Source organism: Massilia sp. UYP32 (genome assembly GCF_050434365.1).
GTDB lineage: Bacteria > Pseudomonadota > Gammaproteobacteria > Burkholderiales > Burkholderiaceae_D > Telluria > Telluria timonae.
Genome location: NZ_JBNDIK010000005.1, coordinates 175,440 through 202,362 on the forward strand (window position 1 = coordinate 175,440; position 26,923 = coordinate 202,362).

Annotated in this window: 26 protein-coding genes, 1 tRNA gene and 1 pseudogene; 13 read left to right on the plus strand and 15 right to left on the minus strand. The window is 64.2% G+C overall.

What is annotated here, in order from left to right:
- Positions 1-28: 28 nt before the first annotated feature.
- On the plus strand, positions 29-997 hold the full coding sequence (locus ABIB42_RS05840) for an IS1595 family transposase (protein ID WP_219863825.1): 969 nt from the start codon (positions 29-31) through the stop codon (positions 995-997).
- Positions 998-1,079: 82 nt separating this feature from the next.
- Here the strand turns inward: ABIB42_RS05840 and ABIB42_RS05845 are convergent, their stop codons facing one another.
- The 6 genes from ABIB42_RS05845 to ABIB42_RS05870 form a co-directional block, all read right to left on the minus strand.
- Complete coding sequence (locus ABIB42_RS05845; protein WP_429248040.1) at positions 1,080-3,383, minus strand: carboxy terminal-processing peptidase; 2,304 nt, start codon at positions 3,381-3,383, stop codon at positions 1,080-1,082.
- A 182-nt stretch (positions 3,384-3,565) separates the two neighbouring features.
- Entirely contained in the window at positions 3,566-4,144 is a 579-nt protein-coding gene (locus tag ABIB42_RS05850) for a hypothetical protein (RefSeq protein WP_071363115.1), read from the minus strand.
- 7 nt (positions 4,145-4,151) lie between these two features.
- Positions 4,152-4,703: a thymidine kinase gene (locus ABIB42_RS05855; RefSeq protein ID WP_429248041.1), complete on the minus strand. Its 552-nt coding sequence runs from the start codon at positions 4,701-4,703 to the stop codon at positions 4,152-4,154.
- Positions 4,704-4,801: 98 nt separating this feature from the next.
- Positions 4,802-5,329 (minus strand): sugar O-acetyltransferase, encoded by a 528-nt coding sequence (locus ABIB42_RS05860; RefSeq protein ID WP_307188256.1) that lies wholly within the window; start codon positions 5,327-5,329, stop codon positions 4,802-4,804.
- A gap of 67 nt (positions 5,330-5,396) precedes the next feature.
- Positions 5,397-7,640 (minus strand): penicillin acylase family protein, encoded by a 2,244-nt coding sequence (locus ABIB42_RS05865; RefSeq protein WP_429248042.1) that lies wholly within the window; start codon positions 7,638-7,640, stop codon positions 5,397-5,399.
- 23 nt (positions 7,641-7,663) lie between these two features.
- A complete protein-coding gene (locus ABIB42_RS05870; protein WP_312485611.1) occupies positions 7,664-8,512 on the minus strand; it encodes a hypothetical protein in 849 nt (282 codons plus the stop codon).
- 150 nt (positions 8,513-8,662) lie between these two features.
- Between ABIB42_RS05870 and ABIB42_RS05875 the strand changes: the two genes are divergently transcribed.
- The 4 genes from ABIB42_RS05875 (at position 8,663) to ABIB42_RS05890 (ending at position 10,679) form a co-directional block, all read left to right on the plus strand.
- Positions 8,663-8,749: transfer RNA gene (locus ABIB42_RS05875), tRNA-Leu, on the plus strand.
- A 136-nt stretch (positions 8,750-8,885) separates the two neighbouring features.
- Positions 8,886-9,560: a hypothetical protein gene (locus tag ABIB42_RS05880; protein WP_312485609.1), complete on the plus strand. Its 675-nt coding sequence runs from the start codon at positions 8,886-8,888 to the stop codon at positions 9,558-9,560.
- 363 nt (positions 9,561-9,923) lie between these two features.
- Positions 9,924-10,145 carry a hypothetical protein gene (locus tag ABIB42_RS05885; RefSeq protein WP_429248043.1) on the plus strand — a complete coding sequence of 74 codons (222 nt, stop codon included), beginning with the start codon at positions 9,924-9,926 and terminating at the stop codon, positions 10,143-10,145.
- Between the two features lie 318 nt (positions 10,146-10,463).
- Complete coding sequence (locus ABIB42_RS05890) at positions 10,464-10,679, plus strand: hypothetical protein (protein WP_312485606.1); 216 nt, start codon at positions 10,464-10,466, stop codon at positions 10,677-10,679.
- Positions 10,680-10,703: 24 nt separating this feature from the next.
- Here ABIB42_RS05890 and ABIB42_RS05895 read toward each other — a convergent pair whose 3' ends face one another.
- Genes ABIB42_RS05895 through ABIB42_RS05905 form a run of 3 tightly spaced genes read right to left on the minus strand, consistent with a single transcriptional unit; the run spans position 10,704 to position 11,868 of the window.
- A complete protein-coding gene (locus ABIB42_RS05895; RefSeq protein WP_312485605.1) occupies positions 10,704-10,892 on the minus strand; it encodes a hypothetical protein in 189 nt (62 codons plus the stop codon).
- Positions 10,889-11,377 carry a hypothetical protein gene (locus tag ABIB42_RS05900; RefSeq protein WP_429248044.1) on the minus strand — a complete coding sequence of 163 codons (489 nt, stop codon included), beginning with the start codon at positions 11,375-11,377 and terminating at the stop codon, positions 10,889-10,891. The genes ABIB42_RS05895 and ABIB42_RS05900 overlap by 4 nt, the downstream gene beginning before the upstream one ends.
- Entirely contained in the window at positions 11,377-11,868 is a 492-nt protein-coding gene (locus ABIB42_RS05905) for an Hcp family type VI secretion system effector (protein ID WP_312485709.1), read from the minus strand. Before ABIB42_RS05905 ends, ABIB42_RS05900 begins: the two co-directional genes overlap by 1 nt.
- 281 nt (positions 11,869-12,149) lie before the next feature.
- Here ABIB42_RS05905 and ABIB42_RS05910 point away from each other — a divergent pair.
- The 7 genes and pseudogenes from ABIB42_RS05910 to paoC all read left to right on the plus strand — a co-directional run.
- Positions 12,150-12,526: pseudogene (locus ABIB42_RS05910) on the plus strand (transposase); the annotation flags it as partial.
- Positions 12,527-12,809: 283 nt separating this feature from the next.
- The gene (locus tag ABIB42_RS05915; RefSeq protein ID WP_429248045.1) at positions 12,810-13,085 is read left to right on the plus strand and encodes a hypothetical protein; all 276 of its coding nucleotides are present in this window, start codon (positions 12,810-12,812) and stop codon (positions 13,083-13,085) included.
- Between the two features lie 406 nt (positions 13,086-13,491).
- Entirely contained in the window at positions 13,492-14,340 is an 849-nt protein-coding gene (locus tag ABIB42_RS05920; RefSeq protein ID WP_429248046.1) for a universal stress protein, read from the plus strand.
- A 27-nt stretch (positions 14,341-14,367) separates the two neighbouring features.
- Complete coding sequence (locus ABIB42_RS05925) at positions 14,368-16,164, plus strand: PHA/PHB synthase family protein (protein ID WP_429248047.1); 1,797 nt, start codon at positions 14,368-14,370, stop codon at positions 16,162-16,164.
- 322 nt (positions 16,165-16,486) lie between these two features.
- Positions 16,487-17,140, plus strand: a complete 654-nt coding sequence (gene paoA, locus ABIB42_RS05930) for an aldehyde dehydrogenase iron-sulfur subunit PaoA (RefSeq protein ID WP_005670084.1) — start codon at positions 16,487-16,489, stop codon at positions 17,138-17,140.
- Positions 17,137-18,090 carry an FAD binding domain-containing protein gene (locus ABIB42_RS05935; RefSeq protein ID WP_429248048.1) on the plus strand — a complete coding sequence of 318 codons (954 nt, stop codon included), beginning with the start codon at positions 17,137-17,139 and terminating at the stop codon, positions 18,088-18,090. Before paoA ends, ABIB42_RS05935 begins: the two co-directional genes overlap by 4 nt.
- A gap of 4 nt (positions 18,091-18,094) precedes the next feature.
- Positions 18,095-20,302 carry an aldehyde oxidoreductase molybdenum-binding subunit PaoC gene (gene paoC / locus ABIB42_RS05940; protein WP_005670082.1) on the plus strand — a complete coding sequence of 736 codons (2,208 nt, stop codon included), beginning with the start codon at positions 18,095-18,097 and terminating at the stop codon, positions 20,300-20,302.
- Between the two features lie 40 nt (positions 20,303-20,342).
- Here the strand turns inward: paoC and ABIB42_RS05945 are convergent, their stop codons facing one another.
- The 3 genes from ABIB42_RS05945 to ABIB42_RS05955 all read right to left on the minus strand — a co-directional run bounded on the left by ABIB42_RS05945 (position 20,343) and on the right by ABIB42_RS05955 (position 22,031).
- Entirely contained in the window at positions 20,343-21,317 is a 975-nt protein-coding gene (locus ABIB42_RS05945) for a diguanylate cyclase domain-containing protein (RefSeq protein WP_429248049.1), read from the minus strand.
- Positions 21,318-21,416: 99 nt separating this feature from the next.
- Entirely contained in the window at positions 21,417-21,626 is a 210-nt protein-coding gene (locus ABIB42_RS05950; RefSeq protein ID WP_429248050.1) for a hypothetical protein, read from the minus strand.
- On the minus strand, positions 21,627-22,031 hold the full coding sequence (locus ABIB42_RS05955) for a hypothetical protein (RefSeq protein ID WP_071363126.1): 405 nt from the start codon (positions 22,029-22,031) through the stop codon (positions 21,627-21,629).
- 122 nt (positions 22,032-22,153) lie between these two features.
- On the opposite strand from ABIB42_RS05955, the gene ABIB42_RS05960 reads away from it, so the two are divergent.
- Positions 22,154-22,834, plus strand: a complete 681-nt coding sequence (locus ABIB42_RS05960; RefSeq protein WP_005670078.1) for an SOS response-associated peptidase — start codon at positions 22,154-22,156, stop codon at positions 22,832-22,834.
- Between the two features lie 57 nt (positions 22,835-22,891).
- Here the strand turns inward: ABIB42_RS05960 and ABIB42_RS05965 are convergent, their stop codons facing one another.
- The 3 genes from ABIB42_RS05965 to ABIB42_RS05975 all read right to left on the minus strand — a co-directional run bounded on the left by ABIB42_RS05965 (position 22,892) and on the right by ABIB42_RS05975 (position 26,820).
- Positions 22,892-24,274: a DUF4214 domain-containing protein gene (locus ABIB42_RS05965; RefSeq protein WP_429248051.1), complete on the minus strand. Its 1,383-nt coding sequence runs from the start codon at positions 24,272-24,274 to the stop codon at positions 22,892-22,894.
- A 261-nt stretch (positions 24,275-24,535) separates the two neighbouring features.
- Entirely contained in the window at positions 24,536-25,687 is a 1,152-nt protein-coding gene (locus ABIB42_RS05970) for a choice-of-anchor Q domain-containing protein (protein ID WP_429248052.1), read from the minus strand.
- Between the two features lie 314 nt (positions 25,688-26,001).
- Entirely contained in the window at positions 26,002-26,820 is an 819-nt protein-coding gene (locus tag ABIB42_RS05975) for a choice-of-anchor Q domain-containing protein (protein WP_429248053.1), read from the minus strand.
- Between the last annotated feature and the right edge of the window lie 103 nt (positions 26,821-26,923).

The following is a 26,923-nucleotide window of genomic DNA, read 5'->3' on the forward strand; positions in this document are numbered from 1 at the left end:
CCCGGTCGCCATCGACCGGGAGCGTGCCATGCAAGCGCCGAAGTTTGAAGAGCTGTTCGCCCAGCTAGCGCTGCTGAACCAGCCGCAGCGCCAGCAGGTGCTGGCTGCGCTGCATCCGGCAGCCGGGCTCGACCGGGTGATCGCCCTCATCGGTGAGATCCGATCAAAGGGGCGACGCTGCCCCGACTGCGCCTGCGATCGATGCCACCGGCACGGCCAGGCCAACGATTTGCAGCGCTTTCGCTGTTGTGCATGCGGCCGCACCTTCAACGACCTGACCGGCACGCCGCTGGCGCGGCTCAGGCACAAAAGCAAGTGGCTCGATTATCTGGAAACGGTGCTCGACTCCCGCACAGTCCGCTCCGCGGCCAAGCGTATCGGCGTGCACCGCAACACGACCTTCCGCTGGCGTCACCGCTTCCTCGACCGGGTCAAGGACGACCGGCCTGAGCGCCTTTTGGGTATCGTCGAGGCTGACGAAATGTTCCTGCTCGAATCGCAGAAGGGTTCGCGCAAGCTCGACCGCCAGGCGCGCAAGCGCGGTGGCAGGGCCGCCCTGCGCGGCATCTCGCATCACCTCGACTGCATCCTGGTGGCGCGCGACCGCAGCGGCCAGACCATCGACGCCGTCACCGGCCGCGGCGCCCTGAAAGTGGCCCAGCTGGTCAGGCACCTTCTGCCGAAACTCGATCCGCAAGCGCTGCTGGTCACCGACACCAACGCCGCCTATCCCGCCTTCGCCCGTGCCCATGGCATCGCACACCAGGCTGTCAATCTCAGCGCCGGAGAGCGAGTCCGCAATGGCATCGAGGGCGCCATCCATGTGCAAAACGTGAACGCCTACCACCGGCGCTTCAAGGGATGGCTGGCGCGCTTCCATGGCGTGGCGTCACGCTGGTTGCCAAATTATCTGGGCTGGCAATGGGCGCGCGATGGCGGGCGGGTCACTTCTGTCGAGCAATTGCTGCGTATTGCATTCGGGGTCATCAACAGCTAACGATGACAGCGCCATAAAAAAAGGCCGCACCTGTCACGGTGCGGCCTTTCCCGGTGCGGCCTCTCGCCGCGGTGCTGCGTGCTTACTTGCTTTGAACCACCGTCATATACGGCATCACGCGCGACGCCATCCGGGTATCGGTCTTCAGCATGCCGACCTCGTCCGCCAGGATGTTCGCCGCCTCTTGCAGCAACACGTCCTTGGCATCCTTGGCCGCTTTCTCGGCCGCCAGCTCGGCCTGGAGATCGCGCTCGTCGCCTTGCAGGCCATCGTCCTGGCGCGGGGTGCCGCGCAGGGCGACCACCGATTTCTCGGGCTTGGTCGGATCCGGCGCCTCGGCGCGTTTTTCGGCGCTGCCCGGACCGCTGGTTGGCTCGCCCGGCGTCGCCGAAGTGCCGGCCAGGCGCGCTTCGCGCAGTTTCGAGCGGGCATCCTGGGCGTCACGCTCCTTGCGGCGCACGGCCTCGTTCAGCGAGATGACGTTTTCCTTGCGCAGCTTCAGCACCTCGTTGATGTCTTCCTGCAGGAACTGGAAGTCCTTGTCGTTGGCAATACGCTCCTCATGACGCTTCTGCAGCGGTGCGACGAGTTCCTTGAGGTCGCCCAGCGGCATGTACTGCGCCGGCTTGATCGCCACCCACGGCAACGCATTGTCGTAGGACGATTCGCCGAAGGTGTCCATATCGGTCAGCACCGGCAACTTGATGTCCGGCGTCACGCCGCGCAGCTGGGTGGTGCCGCCATTGATGCGGAAGAACTGGGCGATGGTCATCTTCAGTTCGCCGTAGCGCATCTTCTCGTTCGGCGCAAAGCGGTCGAGGTCGATCAGGGTCTGGACCGTGCCCTTGCCGAAGCTCGGCTCGCCGATCACGAGGCCGCGGCCGTAATCCTGGATCGCCGCCGCGAAGATCTCGGACGCCGAGGCCGAACCGCGGTTGATCAGCACGCCCATCGGACCGTCCCAGGCCAGGCCCGGCTTGGTGTCGCTCTCGACCTCGACCCGGCCTTCGGCGGTGCGCTGCATGACGACCGGGCCCTTGTCGATGAACAGGCCGGTCAGTTCGACCGCCTCGGTCAGCGAGCCGCCGCCATTGTTGCGCAAATCGATCAGGACGTTGTCGACCTTCTCTTTCTTGAGCTCGGTCAGGATGCGTTCGACGTCGCGGGTCGCGCTGCGGAACTCGCGGTCGCCCTTGCGGCGCGCTTCGAAGTCCTGGTAGAAGGTCGGCAGCGCAATGACGCCGATGCGGCGTTCGACGCCGTTCTCCTTGACCTTGATGATCGACTTCTTGGCGGCCTGCTCTTCCATGCTGATCTTGTTGCGCACCATCGCGACGGTCACGTGCTTGGCATCGACGCCGCCGTCGCCCGGGATCACGTCCAGGCGCACGGTGGAGCCCTTCTCGCCGCGCACCAGCGCCACCACGTCGTCCAGGCGCCAGCCCAGCACGTCGACGAACGGCTTGTCGCCCTGGGCCACGCCGACGATGCGGTCGCCGACCTTCAGCTTGCCCGACTTGTCGGCCGGGCTGCCCGGCACGATCTCGCGGATGATGGTGTAGTCGTCGCGCGACTGCAGCACGCAGCCGATGCCTTCCAGCGACAGGCGCATCGCGATGTCGAAGTTGTCGGCCGAGCGCGGACCCAGGTAGTTGGTGTGCGGCTCGATCGCGGTGGCGTACGCGTTCATGAACATCTGGAACACGTCCTCGTTGTTCAGCTTGCGGATGCGGTTGACGTAGTTGTCGTAGCGCTTATCGAGCGTCTCGCGGATCGATTTGTCGTCCTTGCCCGCCAGTTTAAGGCGCAGCCAGTCGTTCTTGACGCGCTTGCGCCACAGGTCGCGGATCTCGTCCTCGTTCTTGGCCCAGGCCGCCTTCTCGCGGTCGAGCTCCATGGTCTCGTCGGAGGTGAAGTCGAACTTGGTCTTGAGCAGGCCGCGCGCATAGGCCATGCGTTCGGCGAAGCGCTTCTGGTACAGGTTGTAGATGGCGAACGGCGCGGTCAGGTCTTCGTTGTTGATCGCGTCGTCCATCTGGGTGCGCAGCGCGGCGAAGTGATCCAGGTCGGCCTGCACGAAGTACAGCTTCTCGCCGTCGAGCCCGTCGAAGTAGCTGTCGAAGATCTTGACCGACATCGCGTCGTCCAGCGGCACCGGGCTGTAGTGATAGCGCCCCAGCACGCGCGAGGCCCACAGGGCGGCCTGGGTCTGGGCGGCGATCGGCTTCATCTCGAGCGAGGACGGGGCCGGGGCGGCTTTCTTGGAGTCCGCCGGCTTGGCAGGCGCCGCGGGCGTTGCAATGGCAGCCGATTTCTCGGGCTGTGCGGTCACCACATGGGCGGACATGGCAAATGCCATGGCGGCGATGAGCACGTGCTTCTTCATTCTGCGTTTCTCCGTACGGGATTCCTGCGGATTGCGACATGACCAATATCGATAAGCCAGCCATACCGCGCTTTGCGGTCCATTCTACAGGATAGAACCACGTGCCAGAGGCGGCTTGTCCCGCTTGAAGCGCCGGAATCGCCGGAAATTAAGTCTGCCGTAAGCGATTTTTCGCCAAGTATTTACGCCTTGATAAGCCCCAGGGCGGCATCCTTGAAATACCAGCATGCCAGGACCAGCGCCAGCAGTGGCGCCCAGGGCCAGGAACGGGCCGCCAGCTTCCAGTCGACCGGGGATGGCCAGAATGACAGGAACTGGGGCGCGAGGAAGAACATGATGGCCAGGTCGACCGGCTCGAAGGCCAGGCCCCCACGCGTGCGCCACCATGCCACGCCGAGCGGCACCAGCAGCACCAGCAGCGGCGCCAGCGCGGCCGGGGCCGCGTTGTACCAGCGCAGGTTGGCAAAGGTGACCGAGCCGAGTTCCCAGTTATGGCCACCCTTGGGTCGTTTGATCCGGCGCGGGAAGACGCTCATCCCGACCGGCTCGGCATTGGTCAGCAAGCCCACCGAGAAATGGGCGAGCTCATGGCACAGCGTGCCGGCGGCGGTGAAGACGAAGAAGGCGGGGTGGGCGCTGGAGGCGATCCACAGCAGCACGGCCAGCGCGGCCGACGGGATCAGGTAAACAAGGATGTCGAGCGCGGGCCCGGCCGCGGCGCAGGCGGCGGCCGGAAGCCAGGCGCCGCAAGCGAACGCCATGGCCGGCTCAGGCCGAGTAGAAGCAGCGCCCGCAGGCCTGGCGGTAGCGCTCGTTGCCGCCGATGCTGACCTGTTCGCCTTCGCGGATGCGGCGGCCCTGTTCGTCGACGCGGATATTCATGGTCGCCTTCTTGCCGCAGGTGCAGATATTCTTGATTTCCTCGATATCGTCGGCCAGCGCCAGCAGGTAGGCCGCACCGGGGAACGGTTCGCCGCGAAAATCGCTGCGCAGCCCGTAGCAGATGACGGGCACGCCGCGCACCTGGGCCAGCTGGTGCAGCTGGCTGACCTGTGCACTGGAGAGAAATTGCGATTCATCGACCAGCAGGCAAGCCACGCCAGACACTTGTTCAAGGAAATTAGTGTCGCTATCGAACACCTCGGCATTACGCTGCGCGCCCAGGCGCGAGGTGATCAGGCCGACGCCATAGCGGTTGTCGATCGCCGCCGTGTAGAGCTTGACCTGCTGGCCCTGCTCCTCGTAGTTATGGGCGACCTGCAACAGGGCAGTCGATTTGCCGGCGTTCATCGCCGAGTATCTGAAATAGAGTTTGGCCACTGCCCTGTCCTGCCTTGCTGTGCTTTTGATGCGAAGCTGCGATTATAGCAAGCGGGAAACAGGCGCCGCCAGCCATTCAGCGCCGGACAGGGCCGCGATCAGCCAGATATCGGCTGCGCCGGATTGCCCGCGACGTGGGCGCCGGGCGCCACGTCATGGGTCACCACGCTGCCGGCGCCGACGATCGCATCGTCGCCGATCGTCACACCGGGCAGGATGATGGCGCCGCCGCCGATCCAGACGTTGCGGCCGATGGTGACCGGGCGGCCGGATTCGAAGCCGGCGCGGCGCAGGGCCGGGTCGCGCGGATGGTCGGCCGTATAGATGTGCACGCCCGGGCCGATGCGGCAATCGTCGCCGATCGTGATCGGCGCCACGTCGAGGAACACGCAGTCGAAGTTGACGAAGACGCGCGCGCCGAGGGTGACGTGCCAGCCGTAGTCGCAGTGGAAGGGCGGTCGCACGGTCGTGCCCTGCCCCGCGCGCGCAATGCGCTCGCCCAGCAGCGCCTGCCAGCTGGCCGGCTCGCCCAGCGCCGCGTTGTAGCGCGCCAGCCAGGCGGCCGTGGCGTTCTGCTCGGCGCGCAGCTCGGGATCGCTGGCGTGATACGGCATGCCAGCCAACATTTTCTGTTTTTCGCTCAGTTCCACGCAGTCCTTTCAGTAGCGGGCGCAATGCCTGCGGCGGCAGGCCTTACTGCCCGGGATGGTATTTGCGCTCCAGGTTGCGCTCGATGTCTTCCTTGTAGAACAGCACGTCCTTGAACTCGCCGCGCGCATACATCGCCGCCTGGTCATTGAAGTGCGGCGAGCGCGGATCGCCGCTCTGGCCGCCGGCCAGGATGCTTTTGGCCTTGATGCGCGGGCCGAACTCGACCGCCGCAACGAAGCTGTTGCCGCGATCGCCATAGATGCGTTTGGTCTTCTGCTTGGCCGACATGCCGAACGACGCCAGCGAACCCCAGTTGGCCGAGGCGAAAGCCACCGGGATGCTGGGCTTGCTGTCGTCGTACTGCTGGTCGACGTCGCCGCTGATGCGCTGGAAGCGGTTGATCTCGCCCCACGGCGTGCGCCAGTTGCCGAAGTCGGCCTGCAGCCTGTTCGAGGCGCGCACCAGCGCATCGAGACGATCGGCCGGGCTCAGGCGAGTAGCGATATAGTCTACCGCCGGAATGTGTTCGGCACGCGCACGCGCGCCATGCTCCGCCACCATCTCTTGCCCCCAATAGACCGCGAGCGAAGTCGGCACCGAATCGATCGCGTAACGCAGGTTCCAGTCGCGCAGCACGGCGATCTGCTCGAGCAGCGCGGCCTTGCGCGCATCGCTTTCGTGCAGCGCTTCGTAATCGGCCACCACGGCCGGCACCAATGGCTCGAACGCGGCCAGGCGCGTGTCGTAGGACGCCGCGATCAGCCCATCGACGTCGAGCCGTTTCGCCTCCTTGAACACGCGATCGGCGTTGCGGCCACGGGCATTCTCGGGCAGCGACCACATATAGGCCGGGTAGCTGGCGCATTGAGGGCTGCTGCCGGCGCCGGCCGCATTACACGGCCAGTTGTTGGTATTGGAGATGTAGCCGCTGGCCGGGTTCAGCAGGGTGATCGTTTCCTTGATCTCGTGCAGGCCCTGCCACTCGGTGGCCGGATTGCTGCCGTCGACCGGCTTGGTCCAGTCGAAGCGCGGGTCACGCTTCGGAATGAAATTGCCGTGGAAGTAGGCAATATTGCCCTGCGCATCGGCATACACCGTGTTGTTCGAGGAATTGGTGCGCAGCTCCATCGCCTTGTAGAAAGCGTTGTAGTCGCGCGCCTTGGTGCGGGTATACGACTGGGTCAGCGCATTGAGCGGGTCGTCCATCATCTTGACCGACACCCATTGTTTGCCCTCTTGGCGCACGACCGGGCCGTGGTGGGTGAAATAGGCGGTGACGGTGCGGCTGGCCATGCCGCCGTTCGGCGTCTTGTACGGCAGGTTGATCTGCGCGGTGCGCATCCGGCCCTCGTGCTTGCCGTATTTATAGAAGAACTCGCCATCGCGCTCGACCACGGTCTCGAGGTATTCGTCGATCACGTCGCCGCCGCCCGACGTGTGCATCCAGCCCAGCTTGTCGTTGAAGCCCTGGTAGACGAAGAACTGGCCCCAGGTCACGGCGCCATACGCGTTGAGCCCTTCGTCGCTGACCATGTGCACCTCGGGACGGAAATAGAACGAGGTGTGCGGGTTGATCATCAACAGCGCATGGCCGTTGGCCGAGCGCCTGGGGGCGATGGCGAAGCCATTCGAACCGCGCGGCTCGGGATCGAAGCCCTTGTCGACGCCGACGCTGGCGAGCACCGGACGCTTGCCATAGAAACGTTCCAGTTCCTTGAGGTCGATCGACTCGATGTCGCCACCGATGCTGCCTTCACTGAACGTCAGGGCCATCCACGGCTCGAAGCGGGTCAGCAGCTTCGGTTGGACTTCGGGATGGGTGTGCAGGTAATAGTTCAGGCCATCGGCGAAGGCATTCATCAGGTTCTTCAGCCACACCGGGCTGGCGGCGTACTTGGCCTGCATGTCGGCCGGCTGGATGTACATCTTCATACGCAGGTCGCGCCAGATTTCCTTCTCGCCCTCGACCTCGGCCAGGCGCCCCATCGCATTGATGTAGTTGAGCTCGATGCGGTTGAAGTCGTCCTCGGCCTGGGCGTACAGCATGCCGAACACGGTGTCGGCGTCGGTGCCGCCATAGATGTGCGGAATGCCCCACTTGTCGCGCAGGATCGTCACCCGTTGCGCGGTCGCCTTCCAGCGCGCGACGTCGGCGGCGCTGAAGGCCTGCGCGGCGGGCGCGGCGCTGGTCGCCGCCTTGCCCTGGGCAACGGCGAGTCCGGGAGCGGCCAGTCCAGCCAGGAGAGCGCCGAGCAGGACCGGCGTGAACGAACGGGGCATGCGCATCTTTGGTCTTCCTTCAGGTCGTGTTATTCGTCGTCCAGGCCGGCATTGGCCAGGCGCTGCTTGAGTCGCTGGTTATCGGTCAGCAGCGTCGCCATGCGGTCCTTCAGGCTTGCCACTTCCTTGCGCAGGGCCGCCAGCTCGTCTTCCGGGTCGAGCTCGACCTTTTCCTTTTTCGGACGGCTGGCCATCTTCTGCTCGCGCACCTGGCGCGCGGCCTGCTGCAATTCCTTGCGGCCACCGGCGACGGCGGCGATCTGCTGTTCTTCGGGCAGCTGCGCCACGTTGGCGGCGGCGTTGATCGAGATGGCGCCGGTGCGCACGGCCTCGCGCAGCTGCGGGGTGGCGGCCTTCTGGATGCGTTCGATCTGGCTGATGGTATTGCTCGAGACGCGGGCCGCGCGCGCGACGTCCTCGCGCGTACTCCATGGCGGCGAGGTGTCGTCGGCCGGGGCGTTCTTGTCGCCCTCTTCCGCCGGCGGATTCTCGGCCATGCGCGCGGCGACGATTTCCTTCTTGCGCAGGGCGAACACGCCGCGCTGGAAATCCGACACGCTGCGGCGCGCCAGGTGGTTGTCGATCATCCACAGCATCACGTCCTCGAGCGAGGCGAAATTGTTGTTGTGGACGGTGCGGAACGGGATGCCGTGTTTCTTGCAGATCTCGTAGCGGTTATGGCCGTCGATCAGCGTGTCGCGCCAGAGCACCAGCGCGTCGCGGCAACCCTCGGCCTGCAGGCTGCGCTCGAGCGCGGCGTATTCGATGTCGGTGAGTGGGTCGACGAAGGACCGCAGCTCGTCGTTGATCTTGATGTCCAATTCTTGTCCTTGCGTGGTCTTGCCTGGGGTGGCGCCATGGGTGACGCCGGTTGGCATGCTACACCATCCGGGCGGGGGTTCCAAAGATGCAAGAGACCGGTTGGGAGGGATGGGCGGGCGATCATGCCGCGGTAAAGGGCTTATCAGGGGGATAAAGTTGCCAAACCGCTCCGAATTGAGCACGCCTGTGCTAGAATCTCGGGCGTTGCCCGGATGGTGAAACTGGTAGACACCGCAGACTTAAAATCTGCTGCCAGCAATGGCGTGCCGGTTCGATTCCGGCTCCGGGCACCAGTGTTTATGCGGGTTTCCGCAACTTGTCGCATAGCGCGATAGTTCCGCAAAATCAGAGTAGTTCCGCAAAACACCAATCAATCGTCGCTCGGACAAGGCTCAATCTGGCCTTCCACATACGTTTCGAATGTTTGACATGGACATCGATTGGGCTTTTCTACCTTCGCTTGTAACCGGGTCTGTTTCAGCGATCGCCGGTCTAATTGGCGTGTGGCTTGGTGGATATCTGACGACGAGGCGGGAAGATCGTCGCGAAGAAAAGCGAGTTTCCAAGGAATCCGCCTATTTAGGAATTCTAGTAACGTCCCACCTTGAGAAGCTTGCTGACGAGTGCTATCAGGTCGCTTTTGATAATGGTGAAATCTATGGCAGACCGGCCGGTAACGAAGGGCAGTATTGGGCGACGGTAACAACGTTACCGAACTTTGCCCCACTTGAACTGGACGTCGACTGGAAATCTCTTCCGGCGGATTTGATGCACAGAATTTTGAGCCTGCCCTATCAGATCGAACAACTCCGGCGGCATATTAGTGCGGTGCACGAGATGGACGACTTCCCAGATTTCACAGAATATTTTTGGGTTCGCCAAATCGAGTTTGCAAAACTAGGGCTGCATGTCTCGGAACTTGCGATGATCCTCCGCCAACATGCGTCGCTACCTGCATCGGACCAACGTCTTGGCGGTGCTAGTAGAGACGACGATCTTCGCAAGCAGATTTCAACGATCTCGAAGGAAAAACGCGCTTATGAGAAGCGTGTCGCTGAAGCGCATAGCGAAAATCCACCGCCCCCGGTCACCGAGTCAGCTTAGAAGTCAGACGCTCTATTGCCTTTATCGACAATTTAATCAAACTCTTGGACACCGCGACCTGCGCTATTCATTCACTGATTGTGCCGGTCTAAGTACTTGATTCGATCGATTCCGCAAACTTCGGATAGCGCAGAAAAGTGCGCGGTCAGCAGTTTTCAAGACCACCGCCCATATGCTAAACATCAGTAGGTTACAGGATAATTATCTCCGCAGAGTGCATCCAAAAGGCCAGTTTAACCCACTGATTTCATTGATCATTTAACGGGGTTGCGGAACAGAAAATTGGCCTTATATAGCTGAGTGCGTTGCCATAATAAAATTGTTTTATGTCAATGAAACTTTCTTTCACAACTATAGGGGTTTATGATGGCAATGATGTCGAGCAGTGCAAAAGAACTTGCAGCAATGGGAGCGGATATCGTCATCACCGCAGATGCCGGATATATGACGTCTTCGGTAAAGGAGATCATTCAAGTGGCAGCCAGAGCCGGAGGCCATGTCACGGTGCACGCTGGTAAGTACATGACGAGCAGCCTCAAGGAAATGATCAGGGCTGGCAACGGGAATGTCACTATCGTGATCTGAGACTGAGACAATGCAGCAGCTGCTACGAGGGGCCTGCTGCGCTGGCGAGAGGATTGTGATTCCTGTTGTCGTGGGTCGAGTCCCATCAGCCACCCCAAGAATTCATGTAGATTCAAGCGGTTATAGGAATCTGGATTTTTCGAATAGTGAAGTTTTCAACGTATTTCGGAATTTTCCAACGACCGAATTCGAGAAGCCACCGTAGCGGTGGCTTTTTTGCGTCTAAGTGACCATCCTTATCGGTCAAACCGGATCGCCCATTCCCGTGCGTAAGCCGGGCCGGAATCGCCCCGCGGCCGCGCCTCACCTTTGAGCAGCATGCTGACGGCCTGCATCGTCGTCAGTCGGGCTTCGAATAGGGTTGGGAGCAGCGGATGCCGCGCCGAGCTCACCCTCATCCTGCTGCCGATGATCGGCGTCGAGGAGGCCGAGCGCATGATGGCGTGCGCCGACGTGCCCAAAGTAATTATCGAACGCGTGCTCACGCAACCGTCCGAGCGGCGGGCCATCATCGTGGGCGCGAGCTCGTCGTAGTGCGCCAATCCGAAGCGGCGCGGCCTATACTCGCCGCTTTCGTGCACTGGCCCATAGTGCCAGTGCTGTGACGATTCCGGAGGCGATTGAAGGATAAAGGATGATGACAAATGCCGTCTCGACGTACAGCGTTGGCGTGAGCACTGCGATAGTCAGCCATATCGAAAACGCCACGAAGATGGCAGCACCGAAGGAAATAAAAGCGCGGCTCATGCGAACGCCTCCGCTGAAGGGCAGTTGAAATACATCGCGGCCTTGCTGCCACCAGCCCGAACGACCTCTTCCACAAAAGACACACAATTATTAGGAATGCCCAACCAAAGCCATTTGCGCGCGAGTAGTTCCTGCAGCTTCCGATGCGCGCCATGCGGATCTGGCACCTTGATAGGCCATCGTCGAATCTCGCGCTTGCCGTTTTCCCGGAGATAGCGTTTGTACCCTCCTTCGCTCATGAACCTAGGGACAGTGTTTTCGCCGGCCACGTGAAAATACCATCCGCCGCCAGTGTGCAACAGCGAATGACCGCAGGGGTTGCCTGGGTCGCCACTGACGATCACGGCGCAGCAATGCGTGAAGGCTGACGGGCTCACCACGCAGTTGAGCATGACGTCGCCGACGTAGCGCTGTACATTTTTCGCGCTTGCCTGCAACGCGCTGTTCGGCTGCGCCTGCGCGGCGCTATTGGTGGCGCGGCCCATCAGCACACCTTGTTGGCGGAGCAGTCCCAGCCACCCGACGTATTGCCCTGCGTGCCGCCACGGATGGACTGGCGGAGATAGTTCCACCTGATCTTGGCGTACGCAACGTGCACCCGCTCCGTGATGATGCCGCCCTCGCCGCTGTCGGGCGCGATGTTCGAGAGCATCAAGTTTTCCAGCTCGATCTTAAAGTACGGGATCGGCTTGCCGTTGCCGTCGGCGCGCATGAACTCGAACGTCGCTTTCGGGATGGTCTTGCCTGTCGCGCAGGTTTGCAGTAGGACGGGCGACGCGATGTCGGCCAATTTCGTAAAGCTGAGCGGAAACAGTTCTGCCCGTCCGCTTGTGTGGCCGCCGGCCGTTGACACTGCTTCGGCCCTCGGCTGGTGCACGGCGTAATTGACGTTCGCAACTTCGATCCAGTCCTTGTGCTTGTCGTCCGTGGACTCGCCCGCGATACCTTCGATTTTGAGATAAACGTCGCTTGCCATAATGACCTCGCAGATGATTGTCAAATAAATATCATTCTTATTCGGCAGCACATGGCGGGCATTGGCCTCACGCATGGCAAGACAGGACGCAGATCAACGGGCGCGTGCGGCGACGGCCTTACTTCGGCCAGGCCTGAACCGTCCTCGGATGGCATGCCGCTCATTCGGAATGCTGGCACACAGGCCGATAGCCCGAATCAATCATAGGTCGAAGTCGTTGGGAGAATATCGTAGCCTGGGGAAGCACTGATTTAATCGGCGATGTCTCGCCCGCAGCGGAGCGCATGCTGCGCATGTATATTGATCAGCAATGCCTGCGTCTGTCGGACGAAGGGATCGAGGACGCGATTTACGAGATCCAGTCGGTGCGCGCGTTTGTCAGCATCGACCTGACGCGCCGACGCTGCCGAAGTTCCGCGGTTTGCTGGAAGAGAATGCGCTGACGCGCCGCATCTCCGATGAGATCAAAGGCCACCTTGCCAGCAAGGGCCTGACGATGCGTGAAGGGACCGTCGCGAACGCCACCGTGATCGCAGCGCCCCCGTCGATCAAGAACCGCGACAAGGGACGCGATCCGGAGATGCATCAGTCGAAGAAAGGCAACGACTGGCACTTTGGGATGAAGGCACACGTGGGCGTGGAAGCGAAGGCCAGCGTGCGCGCGTAGGACTAGTATTGCTCCATGTCGTGAAGTGCCTGTTCAAGCACCGCAAGACGCGCTATCGCGGACTGGCCTGGCATTTCTTCCTCCCGCGCATTTTCAACGCGCCCCAGCCAGTGGATGCATGGACTCATGCACAATGGAGGTTTCGCCCGCCCGTTCATCCATTTCGCAACACTCGAGCGACCGCGAGCAAGAACCCGGTGCATTTACCCGTTCAGCATCTTGCGCAGTTACAAGTTCCGTAATACGCTGACCAAGTTAACTTCTGGTGAGCATCATGGGATTTTTCTCGGCATCAAAATCGGTCTGGTCCGCCATCGCAGGCTCACTGACGACGACCCATTCCTGGCAGTACAACGCATCCCGGGACCAGCGCAACTGCACCTGCTGCGGTCGGCACGAGGAAATGGTGCTCGACCTGGTCAGCACGAACTGGGAAGTGCTCGCGCCCGGCGACCTGACCGCACATGCCGCCAAGCCACTCCCTGCCGAACCGTCCCCGTCCACCGCGCCGGACCTGGTCGCGGCACGCACCCCAGGCGCCTCCACCTGAGCATAAAACATAAAAAAAGGCCGCTGCCGCACGAAGCAGGCAACGGCCAAGTCCTCGGCAGGGCCGAGATGGAGACACAAGAGAACCGACCACATCGCCGGTAATGACATAGGTATGCGGCCACCCCGCACAGTCACAAGGCCTGAAGGAGGTAATCGCCACCGCGTCCTTGCGTCAGAACAGTCGTACGCACAGAAGACAATTCCGATTCGCGTTCCTCCGTCCTTCTTTCTTGCTTTTTTGATTCACATCAACCACGTCCCTGACACGCTCCCAGTCCGGGAATAAAGTGGACTTCGAGTAATCCAAGCGTATAGGCCAGATGCCATCCAGGGTCCGCTCCGGTGGCGGATACCGGCACGCCTATCCGCCCGAGTCCGCTTTTACCGAGAAGAAAGGAATGAGCATGTACAAGACCATCGTGGTTCACGTCGACGGCAGTCCCGAGCAAGAGGCGCGCCTGCGCGCCGGCGCACAGCTGGCCAACGCCTTCGACGCCCACCTCGTCGGTAGCGCCGCCACCGGCATTTCCTGGTTCGACTATTCCCTGCTGGTCGGCTCGATGGGCGCGCCGATGATGCCCGAATCCGATTTCAACGGCGTGCGCGAGGCGGTCGAGGCGCGGCTGGAAGAATTCAGCACCGCCGTCCAGCGCCATGGCGTGGGCAGTTTCGAAACCCGCATGCTCGAGGACGACGCCCGCTACGCCCTGCTGCTCGAATCGCGCTACGCCGACCTCGTGATCGTCAGCCGCGACGCCGAACCGATCGCCGTGCCGGGCATTCCAGCCCAGGCGCGCGGCTTGCCCGAATACATCGCGCTGCACGGCGCGCGCCCCGTGCTGGTGGTGCCGCCCGGCTGGAAAGAACGGCCCCTGCCCGGCACCGCCGTGGTCGGCTGGGACGGCAGCATGCAGGCGATCCGCGCGATTTCCGCCGCCCTGCCCCTGCTGCGGCAAGCCGATACGGTCAAGCTCACGCTCATCAATCCCGGCGCCATGGCCGAGATGCACGGAGAGGAACCGGGCGCCGACATGGCCTTGCACCTGGCGCGCCACGGGGTCAGGGTCGACGTCCTCATCGAGACCACGCGCAGCAGCACCGGCGAGGCGCTCCTGAAGGTGGCGCGCGAGCACGATGCCGGCCTGCTGGTCACGGGCGCCTTCGGCCACAGCCGCTACCGCGAGTTCGTGCTCGGCGGCGTCACCCGCGCGCTGCTGGCGGGCAGCACCACGCCGCTCCTGATCGCCCACTGACGCAGCCGCTTGCCGCGAGCTTCCGACATGGCGCCCGATACCCGGCCCGGTCCCCGTCCCGACGATGCCGGCAGCACGCGCCGGCTCGAAGGCAGCGCCTGGCTCGGCGGCACCCATCGCCATGCGCGGGTCGCCGGCGGCGGGCAAGTCCATGCCGACCTGGTGCTGTGGGCCTGGCTTGGGCGCCTCACCGGCAACCTCTCGCCGGCCGCCCTCGGCATGGCCTGGTTCGACTGGGCCAGCCACCTCATGATGTCGCCCGACAAGCAGCACGAGCTGGCGACCGACGCCGTCCTCGGCTGGCAGCGCTGGCTGCAATACCTTGCCACGCCGGCCGACGAGGCGGTCGATCCGGTGCGGCCATTGGCCCAGGATAAACGTTTCGTCGATCCGGCCTGGAACGCTTCGCCCTGGCGCCAGCTCAGCCAGGGCTTCCTGCTGAGCCAGCAATGGTGGCACCGCGCCACCTCCACCGTGCGCGGGGTCGCGCCGCACCATGCCGACGTCGTCACCTTCGTCGCGCGCCAGATGCTCGACTGCGTGGCGCCGTCGAATTTCGTCACCACCAACCCCGTCGTGCAGCGCGCCGTGCTGGCCAGCGGCGGGATGAACCTCGTCAACGGCGCCATGCGTGCCTGGCGCGACACGCAAGGCCTCCTCGCGGGCAAGCCGCGCGTCGTCAACTACCGGCCCGGGCGCGAAGTCGCCGTCACGCCGGGCAAGGTCGTGATGCAGAACCGGCTGATCGAACTGCTGCGCTACGACCCGGTCGGCCCCGCCGTGCACGAAGTGCCGCTGCTGATCGTGCCGGCCTGGATCATGAAGTTCTATATCCTCGACCTGTCGCCGCACAATTCCCTGGTGCGCTACCTGGTCGAGCGCGGACATACCGTGTACATGGTGTCGTGGAAAAATCCGCAGGCCGACGACCGCGACCTCACCATGGACGACTACCGCCAGCTGGGCGTCACCGCCGCGCTGGACGCCATCGTGGCCCAGACCGGCGCCAGCAAGATCAATGCGGCAGGATATTGCTTGGGCGGCACCCTGCTCGCGATCGCCGCCGCCGCCATGGCGCGTGACCACGACCGGCGCCTGGCCAGCATGTCGCTGCTGGCGGCTCAGGTCGACTTTACCGAGCCTGGAGAGCTGTCGCTGTTCATCGACGACAGCCAGGTCAGCTTCCTGGAAGCCGCCATGTGGCAGCAGGGCTACCTCGACACGCGCCAGATGGCCGGCGCCTTCCAGCTGCTGCGCTCCAACGACCTCATCTGGTCGCGACGCCTGCGCCATTACCTGCTCGACCTGCCCGAGCAGGAGAGCGACCTCATGTCCTGGAATGCCGACGCCACCCGCATGCCCTATCGCATGCATGCCGAATACCTGCACCGCCTGTTCCTGCGCAACAGCCTGGCCAGCTCGCGTTACCTGGCCGGCGGACGGCCGGTCTCGCTGAGCGACATCGACGTGCCCATCTGCGCGGTCGGCACGCTCACCGACCACGTCGCGCCATGGCGCTCGGTGTACAAGATCATCCCGCTGACCGACACCGAGATCACCTTCATTCTCACCAGCGGCGGCCACAATGCCGGCGTGGTCTCGCCGCCGGGCAGCGCCAACCGCAGCTACCAGGTCGCCGTGCACCGGCATGACGATCCGTACATCGATCCCGACCGCTGGCTGGCGCGCGTGCCCCAGCTCGAAGGCAGCTGGTGGCCGGCCTGGGACCAATGGCTCGTACGCCACGCCGGCAAATATGTCCCGCCGCCGGCCCCCATCCCGGACACCGCGCCCGCACCGGGCGACTACGTCCTTCAGCAGTAGACCGGCCTCCTCCTAACGCGCCAACGGCTGGTCCGCCCCTCCGACCAGCACGCGGGCCGCCTGTGCCGCCTGTGCCGCCTGTGCCGCCCGTGCCGCCCGTGCCGCCATGCCTGCTCGCGTGCTCGCCTGCCGGGGTACCCATTTTGCCGGCTGATATTTACAGTCAACAAGATACTTCAGGTTTCAAGGGAACGCGGCCTTCCCGACAGCTGACTTAGAATCATTTCGACAACTCCGCAAGCCCTTCCACACCTGCTGGCGCCGCCAAATCGACGCCGGGTACGGGCGTGGGCAACGCACTCTAGAGAAGGAAGCCACAAGCATGGACCAATTCAGCGACGTCAAGCTCACCCGGCGCGACCTGTTGATCGCCGGCGCGCTGTCGGTATCGACCGCGGCCGTACCGGGAGCGCACGCCCAGGAGGCCGCACCGACGGCTACCGCGACCACCACTCCCGAGCCGGTCACCACCGGCGTCACCTTCACCGTCAACGGCAAGCAGGTCACCCTGCAGCTGGACACCCGCACCAGCCTGCTCGACGCGCTGCGCGAGCACCTGCACCTGACCGGTTCCAAGAAGGGTTGCGACCAGGGCCAGTGCGGCGCCTGCACCGTCATCATGGATGGCCGCCGCATCAATTCCTGCCTGTCGCTGGCGGTCATGCACGAAGGCGCCGAGATCACCACCATCGAGGGCCTCGGCACGCCGGAGAAGCTGCACCCGATGCAGGCCGCCTTCATCAAGCACGATGGCTACCAGTGCGGCTACTGTACCCCCGGGCAGATCTGCGCCAGCGTGTCGGTGATCGAGGAAATCCGCCAGGGCATTCCGAGCCACGTGACCGCCGACCTGAATGCGAAGCCCCTGCTCTCGGTGGAAGAGATCCGCGAACGCATGAGCGGCAATATCTGTCGCTGCGGCGCCTACTCGAACATCATCGACGCGATCACCGAAGTGGGAGGAGTCAAGGCATGAAGTCATTCACCTACCAGCGCGCCACTTCGCCGGGCCAAGCCGCCCAGCTCGTCGCCCGTACCCCGAACGCCCGCTTCATCGCCGGCGGCACCAACCTGCTCGACCTCATGAAGCTCGAGATCGAGACCCCGACCACCCTGGTCGACGTCAACGGCCTGGGCTTCGACAAGATCGAACCGACGTCGGACGGCGGCCTGCGCGTGGGCGCGCTGGTGCGCAACACCGACCTGGCGGCCGACGCGCGCGTGCGCAAGGATTACGCCGTGCTGTCGCGCGCCCTGCTGGCCGGCGCCTCGACCCAGCTGCGCAACAAGGCGACCACTTCGGGCAACCTGCTGCAGCGCACCCGCTGCCCCTACTTCTACGACACGGCGCAGCGCTGCAACAAGCGCCAGCCGGGCAGCGGCTGCGCCGCCATCGGCGGCTTCACCCGCCACCACGCCGTGGTCGGCGCCAGCGAGGCCTGCATCGCGGTCCATCCGAGCGATATGGCGATCGCCATGCGCCTGCTCGACGCCGAGGTGGAAACCGTGAAGGCCGACGGCAGCATGCGCAGCATCCCGATCGCCGACTTCCACCGCCTGCCGGGCAACACCCCGCACATCGAGACCGTGCTCGAACCGGGCGAACTGATCACCTCGGTCAAGCTGCCGAAGCCGCTGGGCGGCGTGCACGCCTACCGCAAGGTGCGCGACCGCGCTTCCTATGCTTTTGCTTTAGTCTCGGTCGCCACCGTGATCCTGCCCGACGGCAGCGGCCGCGTGGCGGTCGGCGGCGTTGCCCACAAGCCATGGCGGGTCGAAGAGGCCGAACGGCAGATGACGCAAGGCGCCAAGGCGGTGTCGGACCGCCTGATGGCCGGCGCCCGCACCACCGAGGACAACGCGTTCAAAGTCGCCCTGGTGCACCGCACCCTCGCGGAAGCGATGAACGCAGCGAAGAAAGGCTGATCCCATGAAATTCACCACTCCCGCCACCACCAATCCCATCGACCGCCAGCGCTACGTCGGCCAGCCGCTCGACCGCATCGACGGCCCGCTCAAGTGCACCGGCACGGCGCCCTACGCCTACGAGCACCACAAGGAAGTGCCGAACGCCGCCCACGGCTTCGTGGTCGGTTCCAGCATCGCCAAGGGCCGCATCGCCTCGATCGAGATCGATGCCGCGCGCCGCGCGCCCGGCGTGCTGGCCGTGGTCACGGCCGCCAATGCCGGCAAGCTCGGCAAGGGCGACAAGAACGTCGCCCACCTGCTGGCTGGCCCCAAGGTCGAGCACTACCACCAGGCCGTGGCCCTAGTGGTGGCCGAGACCTTCGAGCAGGCGCGCGCCGCCGCTGCCCTCGTGCGCGTGAAATACGTCGAAGAGAAGGGCCGCTTCGACCTGGCCGCCGAAAAAGACAAGGCGGTCAAGCCGGACTGGGAAGACGACCCGTCCGACTCCAGCGCCGGCAACTTCCAGCGCGGCTTCGATACCGCGCCCGTGAAACTCGACGCCACCTACACCACCCCGGACCAGTCGCACGCGATGATGGAGCCGCACGCGTCCACCGCGCTCTGGGAAGGCGACAAGCTGACGGTGTGGACCTCGAACCAGATGATCAACTGGTGCGTCCAGGACCTGTCCAAGACGCTGAACATGCCGAAGGAAAAGGTGCGCGTGATCTCGCCCTATGTCGGCGGCGGCTTCGGCTCCAAGCTGTTCCTGCGCGCCGACGCCCTGCTGGCGTCGCTCGGCGCGCGCGCGGCCAAGCGCCCGGTCAAGGTGGCGCTGCACCGTCATCTCATCTTCAACAACACCACCCACCGCCCGGCCACCATCCAGCGCATCCGCATCGGCGCCGGCCGCGACGGCCGCATCACCGCCATCGGCCACGAGTCCTGGAACGGCAACCTGCCCAAGGGCAGCTCGGAAGTCGCGACCCAGCAGACCCGCCTGCTGTACGCGGGCGCCGACCGCATGACCGCGACCCGCGTCGCCCTGATCGATCTGCCCGAAGGCAATGCGATGCGCGCGCCGGGAGAAGCGCCGGGCATGATGGCGCTCGAGATCGCGATCGACGAGATGGCCGAAAAGCTGAACATCGATCCGGTGCAGTTCCGCATCCTGAACGACACCAAGGTCGACCCCGAAAAGCCGATCCGCAAATTCTCCGAGCGCCGCTTCGTCGAGTGCATGCGCATGGGCGCCGAGAAGTTCGGCTGGAACAAGCGCAACCCCAAGCCCGGCCAAGCGCGCGAAGGCCGCTGGCTGATCGGCTACGGCGTGGCCTCGGCCTTCCGCAACAGCCCGGTGATGAAGTCGGCGGCGCGGGTGCGGCTCGCGAAGGACGGCAAGGTGATCGTCGAAACCGACATGACCGACATCGGCACCGGCAGCTACACCATCATCGGCCAGACCGCCGCCGAGATGCTGGGCGTGCCGCTCGAGCGGGTCGAGGTGCGCCTGGGCGATTCCACCTTCCCCACCTCCGCCGGCTCCGGCGGCCAGTGGGGCGCGAACAGCTCGACCTCGGGCGTGTACGCCGCCTGCGCCAAGCTGCGCGAACTGGTGGCGAAGGAGCTCGGCGTGGCTGAACGCGAGGCCGAGTTCGTGGACGGCACGGTCCGTGCGGGCGGGCGCAACCTGCCGCTGGCGCAAGCCGCCGCCGGCGGCGAGCTGGTGGCCGAGGACACGATCGAATTTTCCGGGGGCCTCGACAAGAAGAACCAGCTGTCGACCTTCGGCGCCCACTTCGTCGAAGTGGCGGTCGACGCGATCACCGGCGAGACGCGGGTGCGGCGCATGCTGGCCGTGTGCGCGGCCGGCCGCATCCTCAATCCGAAGCAGGCGCGCAGCCAGGTGATCGGCGCCATGACCATGGGTGTCGGTGGCGCGCTGATGGAACACCTGGTGGTCGACAAGCGCCTCGGCTTCTTCGCCAACCACGATCTCGCCACCTACGAGGTGCCGGTGCATGCCGACATCCCTCACCAGGAGGTCATCTTCCTCAAGGAAGAAGACGAGCTGTCCTCGCCCATGAAGGCCAAGGGCGTGGGAGAACTCGGTATCTGCGGGGTCGCCGCCGCGGTCGCGAACGCGGTCTACAACGCGACCGGCGTGCGGGTGCGCGAGTATCCGATCACGCTCGACAAGCTGATCGAGAAGATGCCGCTGTCCGCTTGACCACAGGCGGCTTCGTCCAGGCGCGCATTCAGGCCGGCATTCAGGCGACGGCGTCCACCTGGTCGCCGTCGGCGACCACGCGATTGCGTCCGCCGCGCTTGGCCGCGTACAAGGCCTTGTCGGCCGCCTCGATCAGCGCTTCCGGCGCGTTCAGGCGCGCGCGGTCGAAGGCGGCGACGCCGATGCTGAGCGTGACCTCCGGATGGTGGGCGGCGGGCGCCTGCTGCAGGCCCAGGCCGGCGACGTGGGCGCGGATGCGGTCGGCCAGCACGCGCGCCTGCTCGAGCGTGGTGTCGGGCAGCACGGCCGCGAACTCTTCGCCGCCGTAGCGCGCCGCCAGGTCGGCCGGCCGCTTGAGCATGCCGGCCAGCTCCTGGGCCACCATGGTCAGGCAGCTGTCGCCCTGCTGGTGGCCGAAGTGGTCGTTATAGGCCTTGAACGAATCGATGTCGACCAGCAGCAGCGCCAGCGCGCCATCGGCGCGCTGCGCGCGGCGCAGTTCGCGCTCCAGCGCCACGTCGAACTGGCGCCGATTGGCGATGCCGGTCAGGCCGTCGATGTACGACCGCGCGCGCAGCGACTCGGCGTGTTCCAGCAGGCGCCGCTCGCGCACCGCGACGCCGCTCACGTCGCGGATCTCGATCAGGCAGAAGCGCTGGCCGCCATCGTCGAAGGGCGTGACCGCGACCGCCTGGTCGATCAGAGCGCCGTCGAAGCTGCCCGGTTCGCGCAGCGGGAATGGCGCGCGGTTATGCGAGGGCGGCACGTGCTCGGTGGCGACGCCTTCGAGCAGCGCGGCGAGGATCGCCGCCTCGACGCGCGATCCGCGCAGGTCGGGAAAGACTTCGATCAGCGTGTGGCCCTGCATGCGGGCCACGCCGCGGCCGGAACGCGGCACCAGCCAGCCGTTCCAGAGGACGATGCATCCTTCGCGGTCGAGCACGATCACACCGCAGTCGACGAGATTGAGGACCCGCGCGGGCAGGCTGCTGATGGATTCTGGCTCTTGAGTCACGGATCGGCAGATGTTGAATTTAGGAAACAATTCAAATCATACCGGAATTTCCTGGGCCACCGAAAGAAACGCCGATTGCCGCAGCCGCGCCGGCCGGGGTCAAGGCGGGCTTTGCAGCATGTGCCAGGCCATCGCCACGCAGACGATCGCCACGAAGAACAGCAGGCAGAACACGAAGATGCGCATCGAATTGGCCAGCCCCGTCACGGCGCGGTTGGCGCTCTCATTGAGCTTGCCGCGCCGACGCGCCCCGTTCAGCAGCATCGAGATGAAGATGAACAGGGTCGCACAGATCAGTACTACTTTCATTCAGGTTCGCACCGCCACCAGGATCAGGGCCACCACGGCGAGCAGCGCCGACAGGCCGGCGGTCACACCGAGCCAGGTGAGCTTCTGGCGCTGCACGTCCATCTTGGCGATCAGCTGGGCGTTCTGGTCGGCCAGGTTGGCGATCAGTTCGGAGGCCGAGCGCATCTGGTTGCGCAAGTCGTTCAGCTCCGCGTCGTTCTGTTCGGAACGCGCGATCAGGAGACCGATGATGTCGTCTTCTTGCGCCGCCATCTCGGGGCTCAAGCCGGTCGCCGGGTCCACCGCGCCCGGCTTGCGATTGACCGTGTCCCACAGGCGGCGCGCGCCGGTCGCCACCTGGGGCGCGGCGCTGATCACCTCGCTCCACGGGACGGTCTTCAATACGGTCCACCAGCCTGCTGCCATACCTGCTCCTTGTCAATCGTGTGAGCCCGGAGCATACCATTGCCGGACGGCGCGGCCAAACGCCGCACGCCTGGCACGCCTGCCGCGTGCTGCCTTGCAGCGGCTTGCGCTAGTATCGAGCCATGTGTGGACGATTTGACCAGAGCCAGACGGCTCGCAACTACGCCAGCGCCATCGGCTGGCTCGACGCGGTGTACGACAGCGAATCCGCGCCGGCCTATAACGTGCCGCCCGGCACTTACCGGCCCGTGCTGCACATCCAGGACGGCGAGCGGCGGGTGGACGACGTGTACTGGAGCTACCAGGCGCGCTGGGCCAAGGGCAAGGTGCCGGTGACGATCAATGCGCGCATGGACAAGCTCACCAACCGCTACTGGCGCGGCCTGCTCAAGTCGGGCCGGGCGCTGGTGCCGGCCGAAGGCTGGTATGAATGGACCGGAGAAAAAGGCCACAAGCAGCCATGGCATATCCACCGCCGCGACGGCGCGCCGCTGTTCATGCTGGCCCTGGCCAATTTCGGCGGCTTTACCGAGAACCGCGCCGAAGCCGGTTTCGTGCTGGTGACCGACGACGCCTCGGGCGGCATGCTCGACATCCACGACCGGCGGCCGGTGGTGCTCGATGCGCGCGACGCCGAGACCTGGCTCGATCCGGCGCTCTCGAGCGAGGAAGCGCTGGCGTTCGCGCGCCGCGCCGCCCTGCCCTCGGATGCATTCGAATGGCACGCGGTCAGCACGCTGGTCAACCGTGCCGGGCTTGGCGGCCCCGAGGTCGTGCAGCCGATCGATACCGAAACCGAATAAAAAATGGCCCGGACGCTTCCACGTCCGGGCCATTCACCTGGCAGCGATGAACGCTGCTTATCGCTGATACGCGCCCAGGTCGATGCTGCTGCCACGTGCCTTGCCGTCGATGTCGGTCTTCGGCGCGTAGGTGGCGATGCCGCGGCCGACGGCCGGCGAGCTGGCCGTCAGCTTGTAGTCCGGGGTTGCCGCGGTACGCGAGTAGCCGGCGAACAGCGGTTCCGAGCTGATGGTGCCGGTATGGGTCAGGCCATTGCGCAGCTGGAAGTTATAGGTCGTGTTCTTGGTGACCAGGTTGTTTTTATAGGTGTTGCCCTTGCCGGTGGTGCCTTGCTCCGAAATGCCGTACTTGTTGTCATACACGATGTTGTTGTGCACGTGGACGTTGTTGGCGCCCGCCTTCGTGAAGTAGAAGTCGCCGCCGCCGACGATGATGCCGAACACCGACGAACTCACCGTGTTGTTGACGATCTGGAGGTCGGTCGCGTCGTGCCACAGGTGGATCGCAGCCGAGCCCACGCGGTAGACGACGTTGTTCTTGATCGTGCCCGAGGTGCTGTGATAGATGCCCTGGACGTAGGTGCAGCCGGCCGGGCCGATATCGTGCACGACGTTGCCGATCACGTCACCTTTGACGCCCTTGTAGTAGCTGTCCACGCCGATCGCCGAGCCGCCGGCGCTGTTGCACGGGATGGTCGTTGCCATGTGGTGTACGCGGTTGCCCTCGATGACATTGTACGAACCGCCGGTGTAGATGCCGAGCACCCATTTGGTGCCCTTGCCGATCTTGCTGCCGTCGACGTCGAAACCGATGATGCTGACGTAGTTGCCGCGGTTGTCCCAGGCGGTCTTGTTGGTCGAGTTGGCAGGCGGCACGATCTTGGCGCCCCACTTGGTGGTCGAGACCCAGTAGATGCGGTTGCTTGCGGTGCCGCTGGCGGTGGTGCGGATGCCGCCGGCATAGGTGCCCGGCGCCACGAACACGGTCGTGCCGGGCTTGGTCGCGACCTGGGCGGCGCGCGCCAGCGTTTTGAACGGCGCGGCCTTGGTGCCGGCGGCGCTGTCCGAGCCGTTCGGCGAGACATAGTAGTTGTACGGCGTGGCCGGGATGCTCGGGCCGGCGACAGGCGCTGGATTGCGCTTCGTATACTCGGCGCTGCGCTTGATCTCCGCTTCGACGGTCGCCAGGCTGACACCGCGGCTCACGGCCTGGGTCCAGTACTGCAGCCCGCCCGCATCCGGCTCACGGCCGAGCAAGGTCAGGTACAGCTGGCGCACTTGTTCCTGGGCCGAGGCGGCGGCGGTGGCGGCTGGCGCCGCGCTTTGCGGCGCCGTGGCGGCCTGGGCCGATGCGGTGGCGGCCAGCAGCAGGGTTGCTGCCGCGGCGACACGGGTCAGGTTGGTACGGAGGTTCGAGGCGATCATGGTGCTGCTTTTCATCTGAGGTTTCCTTCTAGTCCGGAAAAAAGACCGGGCAATGGAGGGGCCACGCGCAGGGCGCGGCAGTCCACGCGGGACGTGGGCTTCTCCTGATGTGTCGGAGCGGACGGGGCGCATGCGCCCGTCCACGAGATCCGCCAGCTGGCGCTGGCGCGGGTGACGCGGATGAAGCTGGCCGGGGCTGGCTTCGATCCGGGTCGGTACTGCTGGGGTTACTGCAGGGGTTGCTGCATGACGCTGCTTAGTGCTGCTTCGTGCTGCTTAGTGTTGATAAGCGCCGAGGTCGATGGCGGTGCCGCGTGCCTTGCCGTCGATGTCGGTCTTCGGCGCATAGGTCGCCAGGCCGCGGCCGATTGCCGGCGAGCTGGTCGTCAGCTTGTAGTTCGGCGTTGCCGCAGTGCGCGAGTAGCCGGCGAACAGCGGTTCCGAGCTGATGGTGCCGGTATGGGTCAGGCCATTGCGCAGCTGGAAGTTGTAGGTCGTGTTCTTGGTGACCAGGTTGTTTTTATAGGTGTTGCCCTTGCCGGTGGTGCCTTGCTCCGAAATCCCGTACTTGTTGTCGTACACGATGTTGTTGTGCACGTGGACGTTGTTGGCGCCCGCCTTGGTGAAGTAGAAGTCGCCGCCACCGACGATGATGCCGAACACCGACGAGCTCACGGTATTGTTGACGATCTGGAGGTCGGTCGCGTCGTGCCACAGGTGGATCGCAGCCGAGCCCACGCGGTAGACGACGTTGTTCTTGATCGTGCCCGAGGTGCTGTGATAGATGCCCTGGACGTAGGTGCAGCCGGCCGGGCCGATATCGTGCACGACGTTACCGATCACGTCACCCTTGACGCCCTTGTAGTAGCTGTCCACGCCGATCGCCGAACCGCCGGCGCTGTTGCACGGAATGGTCGTCGCGATGTGGTGTACGCGGTTGCCCTCGATGACATTGTACGAACCGCCGGTGTAGATGCCGAGCACCCATTTGGTGCCCTTGCCGATCTTGCTGCCGTCGACGTCGAAACCGATGATGCTGACGTAGTTGCCGCGGTTGTCCCAGGCAGTCTTGTTGGTCGAATTGGCAGGCGGCACGATCTTGGCGCCCCACTTGGTGGTCGACACCCAATAGATGCGGCTGCTTGCGGTGCCGCTGGCGGTGGTGCGGATGCCGCCGGCATAGGTGCCCGGCGCCACGAACACGGTCGTGCCCGGCTTGGTCGCGGCCTTGGCGGCGCGCGCCAGGGTCTTGAACGGCGCGGCCTTGGTGCCGGCGGCGGTGTCCGAGCCGGTTGGCGAAACGTAGAAGTTGTTCGGGGTGGTCGGGATGGTGGCGGCATTGGCCGACATGGCGGCGGCCAGCAGAGCGACGGCGGCAGCAGCGCGGGTGACGTTGGTACGGATCGAAGCGAAGGTAGCGAAGGTCATGAATGTGTCTTACCCTAATTAAACAATGTAACCCTTTGAGCGCAGGAAACTTCCTAAGTTCAACTTTTTTTAGGAAATTTTTTCTGGGAGTATTAAATTCTAAAGAACAATTTCCCCATGGAAATTAAATACTCGTCAGAATTGCCCACGCGAGGTGCAGGAAGAGAATGGTCTTGTTGAGGTATGGAAGCAGACCCGTGCTCGGTGCGCGGTGTCCGCGAGACGCGCATGCAAAGGCATGCATAAGGTGGCAATCCCGGCTCTGTCGACGAGGACTGGTCGAGCCGGGGCAGCCTGATGCTGCTTAGTGCTGCTTAGTGTTGATAAGCGCCGAGGTCGATGGCGGTGCCGCGTGCCTTGCCGTCGATGTCGGTCTTCGGCGCATAGGTCGCCAGGCCGCGGCCGATTGCCGGCGAGCTGGTCGTCAGCTTGTAGTTCGGCGTTGCCGCAGTGCGCGAGTAGCCGGCGAACAGCGGTTCCGAGCTGATGGTGCCGGTATGGGTCAGGCCATTGCGCAGCTGGAAGTTGTAGGTCGTGTTCTTGGTGACCAGGTTGTTTTTATAGGTGTTGCCCTTGCCGGTGGTGCCTTGCTCCGAAATCCCGTACTTGTTGTCGTACACGATGTTGTTGTGCACGTGGACGTTGTTGGCGCCCGCCTTGGTGAAGTAGAAGTCGCCGCCACCGACGATGATGCCGAACACCGACGAGCTCACGGTATTGTTGACGATCTGGAGGTCGGTCGCGTCGTGCCAGAGGTGGATCGCTGCCGAGCCGACGCGGTAGACGACGTTGTTCTTGATCGTGCCCGAGGTACTGTGATAGATGCCCTGGACGTAGGTGCAGCCGGCCGGGCCGATGTCGTTGACGACGTTGCCGATCACGTCACTCTTGACGCCCTTGTAGTAGCTGTCGACGCCGATCGCCGAGCCGCCCGCGCTATTGCACGGGATGGTCGTTGCCAGGTGGTGCACGTGGTTACCCTCGATGACGTTGTACGAACCGCCCGTATAGATGCCGTGGACCCACTTCGTGCCGCTGCCGAGCTTGCTGCCGTCGACGTCGAAACCAATGATGCTGACGTAGTTGCCGCGGTTGTCCCAGGCGCTGTTATTGGTCGAGCTCGCAGGTGGCACGATCTTGGGAGCCTGTCAGAATTTCTGTGTGGAACGGGGTCATGAAATAATCCCGAAAGGACTGTTCCATGACCGAAGTGATGACCACCAAGAAGCCCAAAAA

Bases quoted from the DNA above. Each gene is read 5' to 3' on its own strand.
- ABIB42_RS05840 (WP_219863825.1), top strand. From the start codon at position 29: ATGCAAGCGCCGAAGTTTGAAGAGCTGTTCGCCCAGCTAGCGCTGCTG.
- ABIB42_RS05845 (WP_429248040.1), bottom strand. From the start codon at position 3,383: ATGAAGAAGCACGTGCTCATCGCCGCCATGGCATTTGCCATGTCCGCC.
- ABIB42_RS05850 (WP_071363115.1), bottom strand. From the start codon at position 4,144: ATGGCGTTCGCTTGCGGCGCCTGGCTTCCGGCCGCCGCCTGCGCCGCG.
- ABIB42_RS05860 (WP_307188256.1), bottom strand. From the start codon at position 5,329: ATGTTGGCTGGCATGCCGTATCACGCCAGCGATCCCGAGCTGCGCGCC.
- ABIB42_RS05865 (WP_429248042.1), bottom strand. From the start codon at position 7,640: ATGCGCATGCCCCGTTCGTTCACGCCGGTCCTGCTCGGCGCTCTCCTG.
- ABIB42_RS05870 (WP_312485611.1), bottom strand. From the start codon at position 8,512: ATGCCAACCGGCGTCACCCATGGCGCCACCCCAGGCAAGACCACGCAA.
- ABIB42_RS05880 (WP_312485609.1), top strand. From the start codon at position 8,886: ATGGACATCGATTGGGCTTTTCTACCTTCGCTTGTAACCGGGTCTGTT.
- ABIB42_RS05885 (WP_429248043.1), top strand. From the start codon at position 9,924: ATGATGGCAATGATGTCGAGCAGTGCAAAAGAACTTGCAGCAATGGGA.
- ABIB42_RS05890 (WP_312485606.1), top strand. From the start codon at position 10,464: ATGCTGACGGCCTGCATCGTCGTCAGTCGGGCTTCGAATAGGGTTGGG.
- ABIB42_RS05895 (WP_312485605.1), bottom strand. From the start codon at position 10,892: ATGAGCCGCGCTTTTATTTCCTTCGGTGCTGCCATCTTCGTGGCGTTT.
- ABIB42_RS05900 (WP_429248044.1), bottom strand. From the start codon at position 11,377: ATGGGCCGCGCCACCAATAGCGCCGCGCAGGCGCAGCCGAACAGCGCG.
- ABIB42_RS05905 (WP_312485709.1), bottom strand. From the start codon at position 11,868: ATGGCAAGCGACGTTTATCTCAAAATCGAAGGTATCGCGGGCGAGTCC.
- ABIB42_RS05915 (WP_429248045.1), top strand. From the start codon at position 12,810: ATGGGATTTTTCTCGGCATCAAAATCGGTCTGGTCCGCCATCGCAGGC.
- ABIB42_RS05920 (WP_429248046.1), top strand. From the start codon at position 13,492: ATGTACAAGACCATCGTGGTTCACGTCGACGGCAGTCCCGAGCAAGAG.
- ABIB42_RS05925 (WP_429248047.1), top strand. From the start codon at position 14,368: ATGGCGCCCGATACCCGGCCCGGTCCCCGTCCCGACGATGCCGGCAGC.
- paoA (WP_005670084.1), top strand. From the start codon at position 16,487: ATGGACCAATTCAGCGACGTCAAGCTCACCCGGCGCGACCTGTTGATC.
- ABIB42_RS05935 (WP_429248048.1), top strand. From the start codon at position 17,137: ATGAAGTCATTCACCTACCAGCGCGCCACTTCGCCGGGCCAAGCCGCC.
- paoC (WP_005670082.1), top strand. From the start codon at position 18,095: ATGAAATTCACCACTCCCGCCACCACCAATCCCATCGACCGCCAGCGC.
- ABIB42_RS05950 (WP_429248050.1), bottom strand. From the start codon at position 21,626: ATGAAAGTAGTACTGATCTGTGCGACCCTGTTCATCTTCATCTCGATG.
- ABIB42_RS05955 (WP_071363126.1), bottom strand. From the start codon at position 22,031: ATGGCAGCAGGCTGGTGGACCGTATTGAAGACCGTCCCGTGGAGCGAG.
- ABIB42_RS05960 (WP_005670078.1), top strand. From the start codon at position 22,154: ATGTGTGGACGATTTGACCAGAGCCAGACGGCTCGCAACTACGCCAGC.
- ABIB42_RS05965 (WP_429248051.1), bottom strand. From the start codon at position 24,274: ATGAAAAGCAGCACCATGATCGCCTCGAACCTCCGTACCAACCTGACC.
- ABIB42_RS05970 (WP_429248052.1), bottom strand. From the start codon at position 25,687: ATGACCTTCGCTACCTTCGCTTCGATCCGTACCAACGTCACCCGCGCT.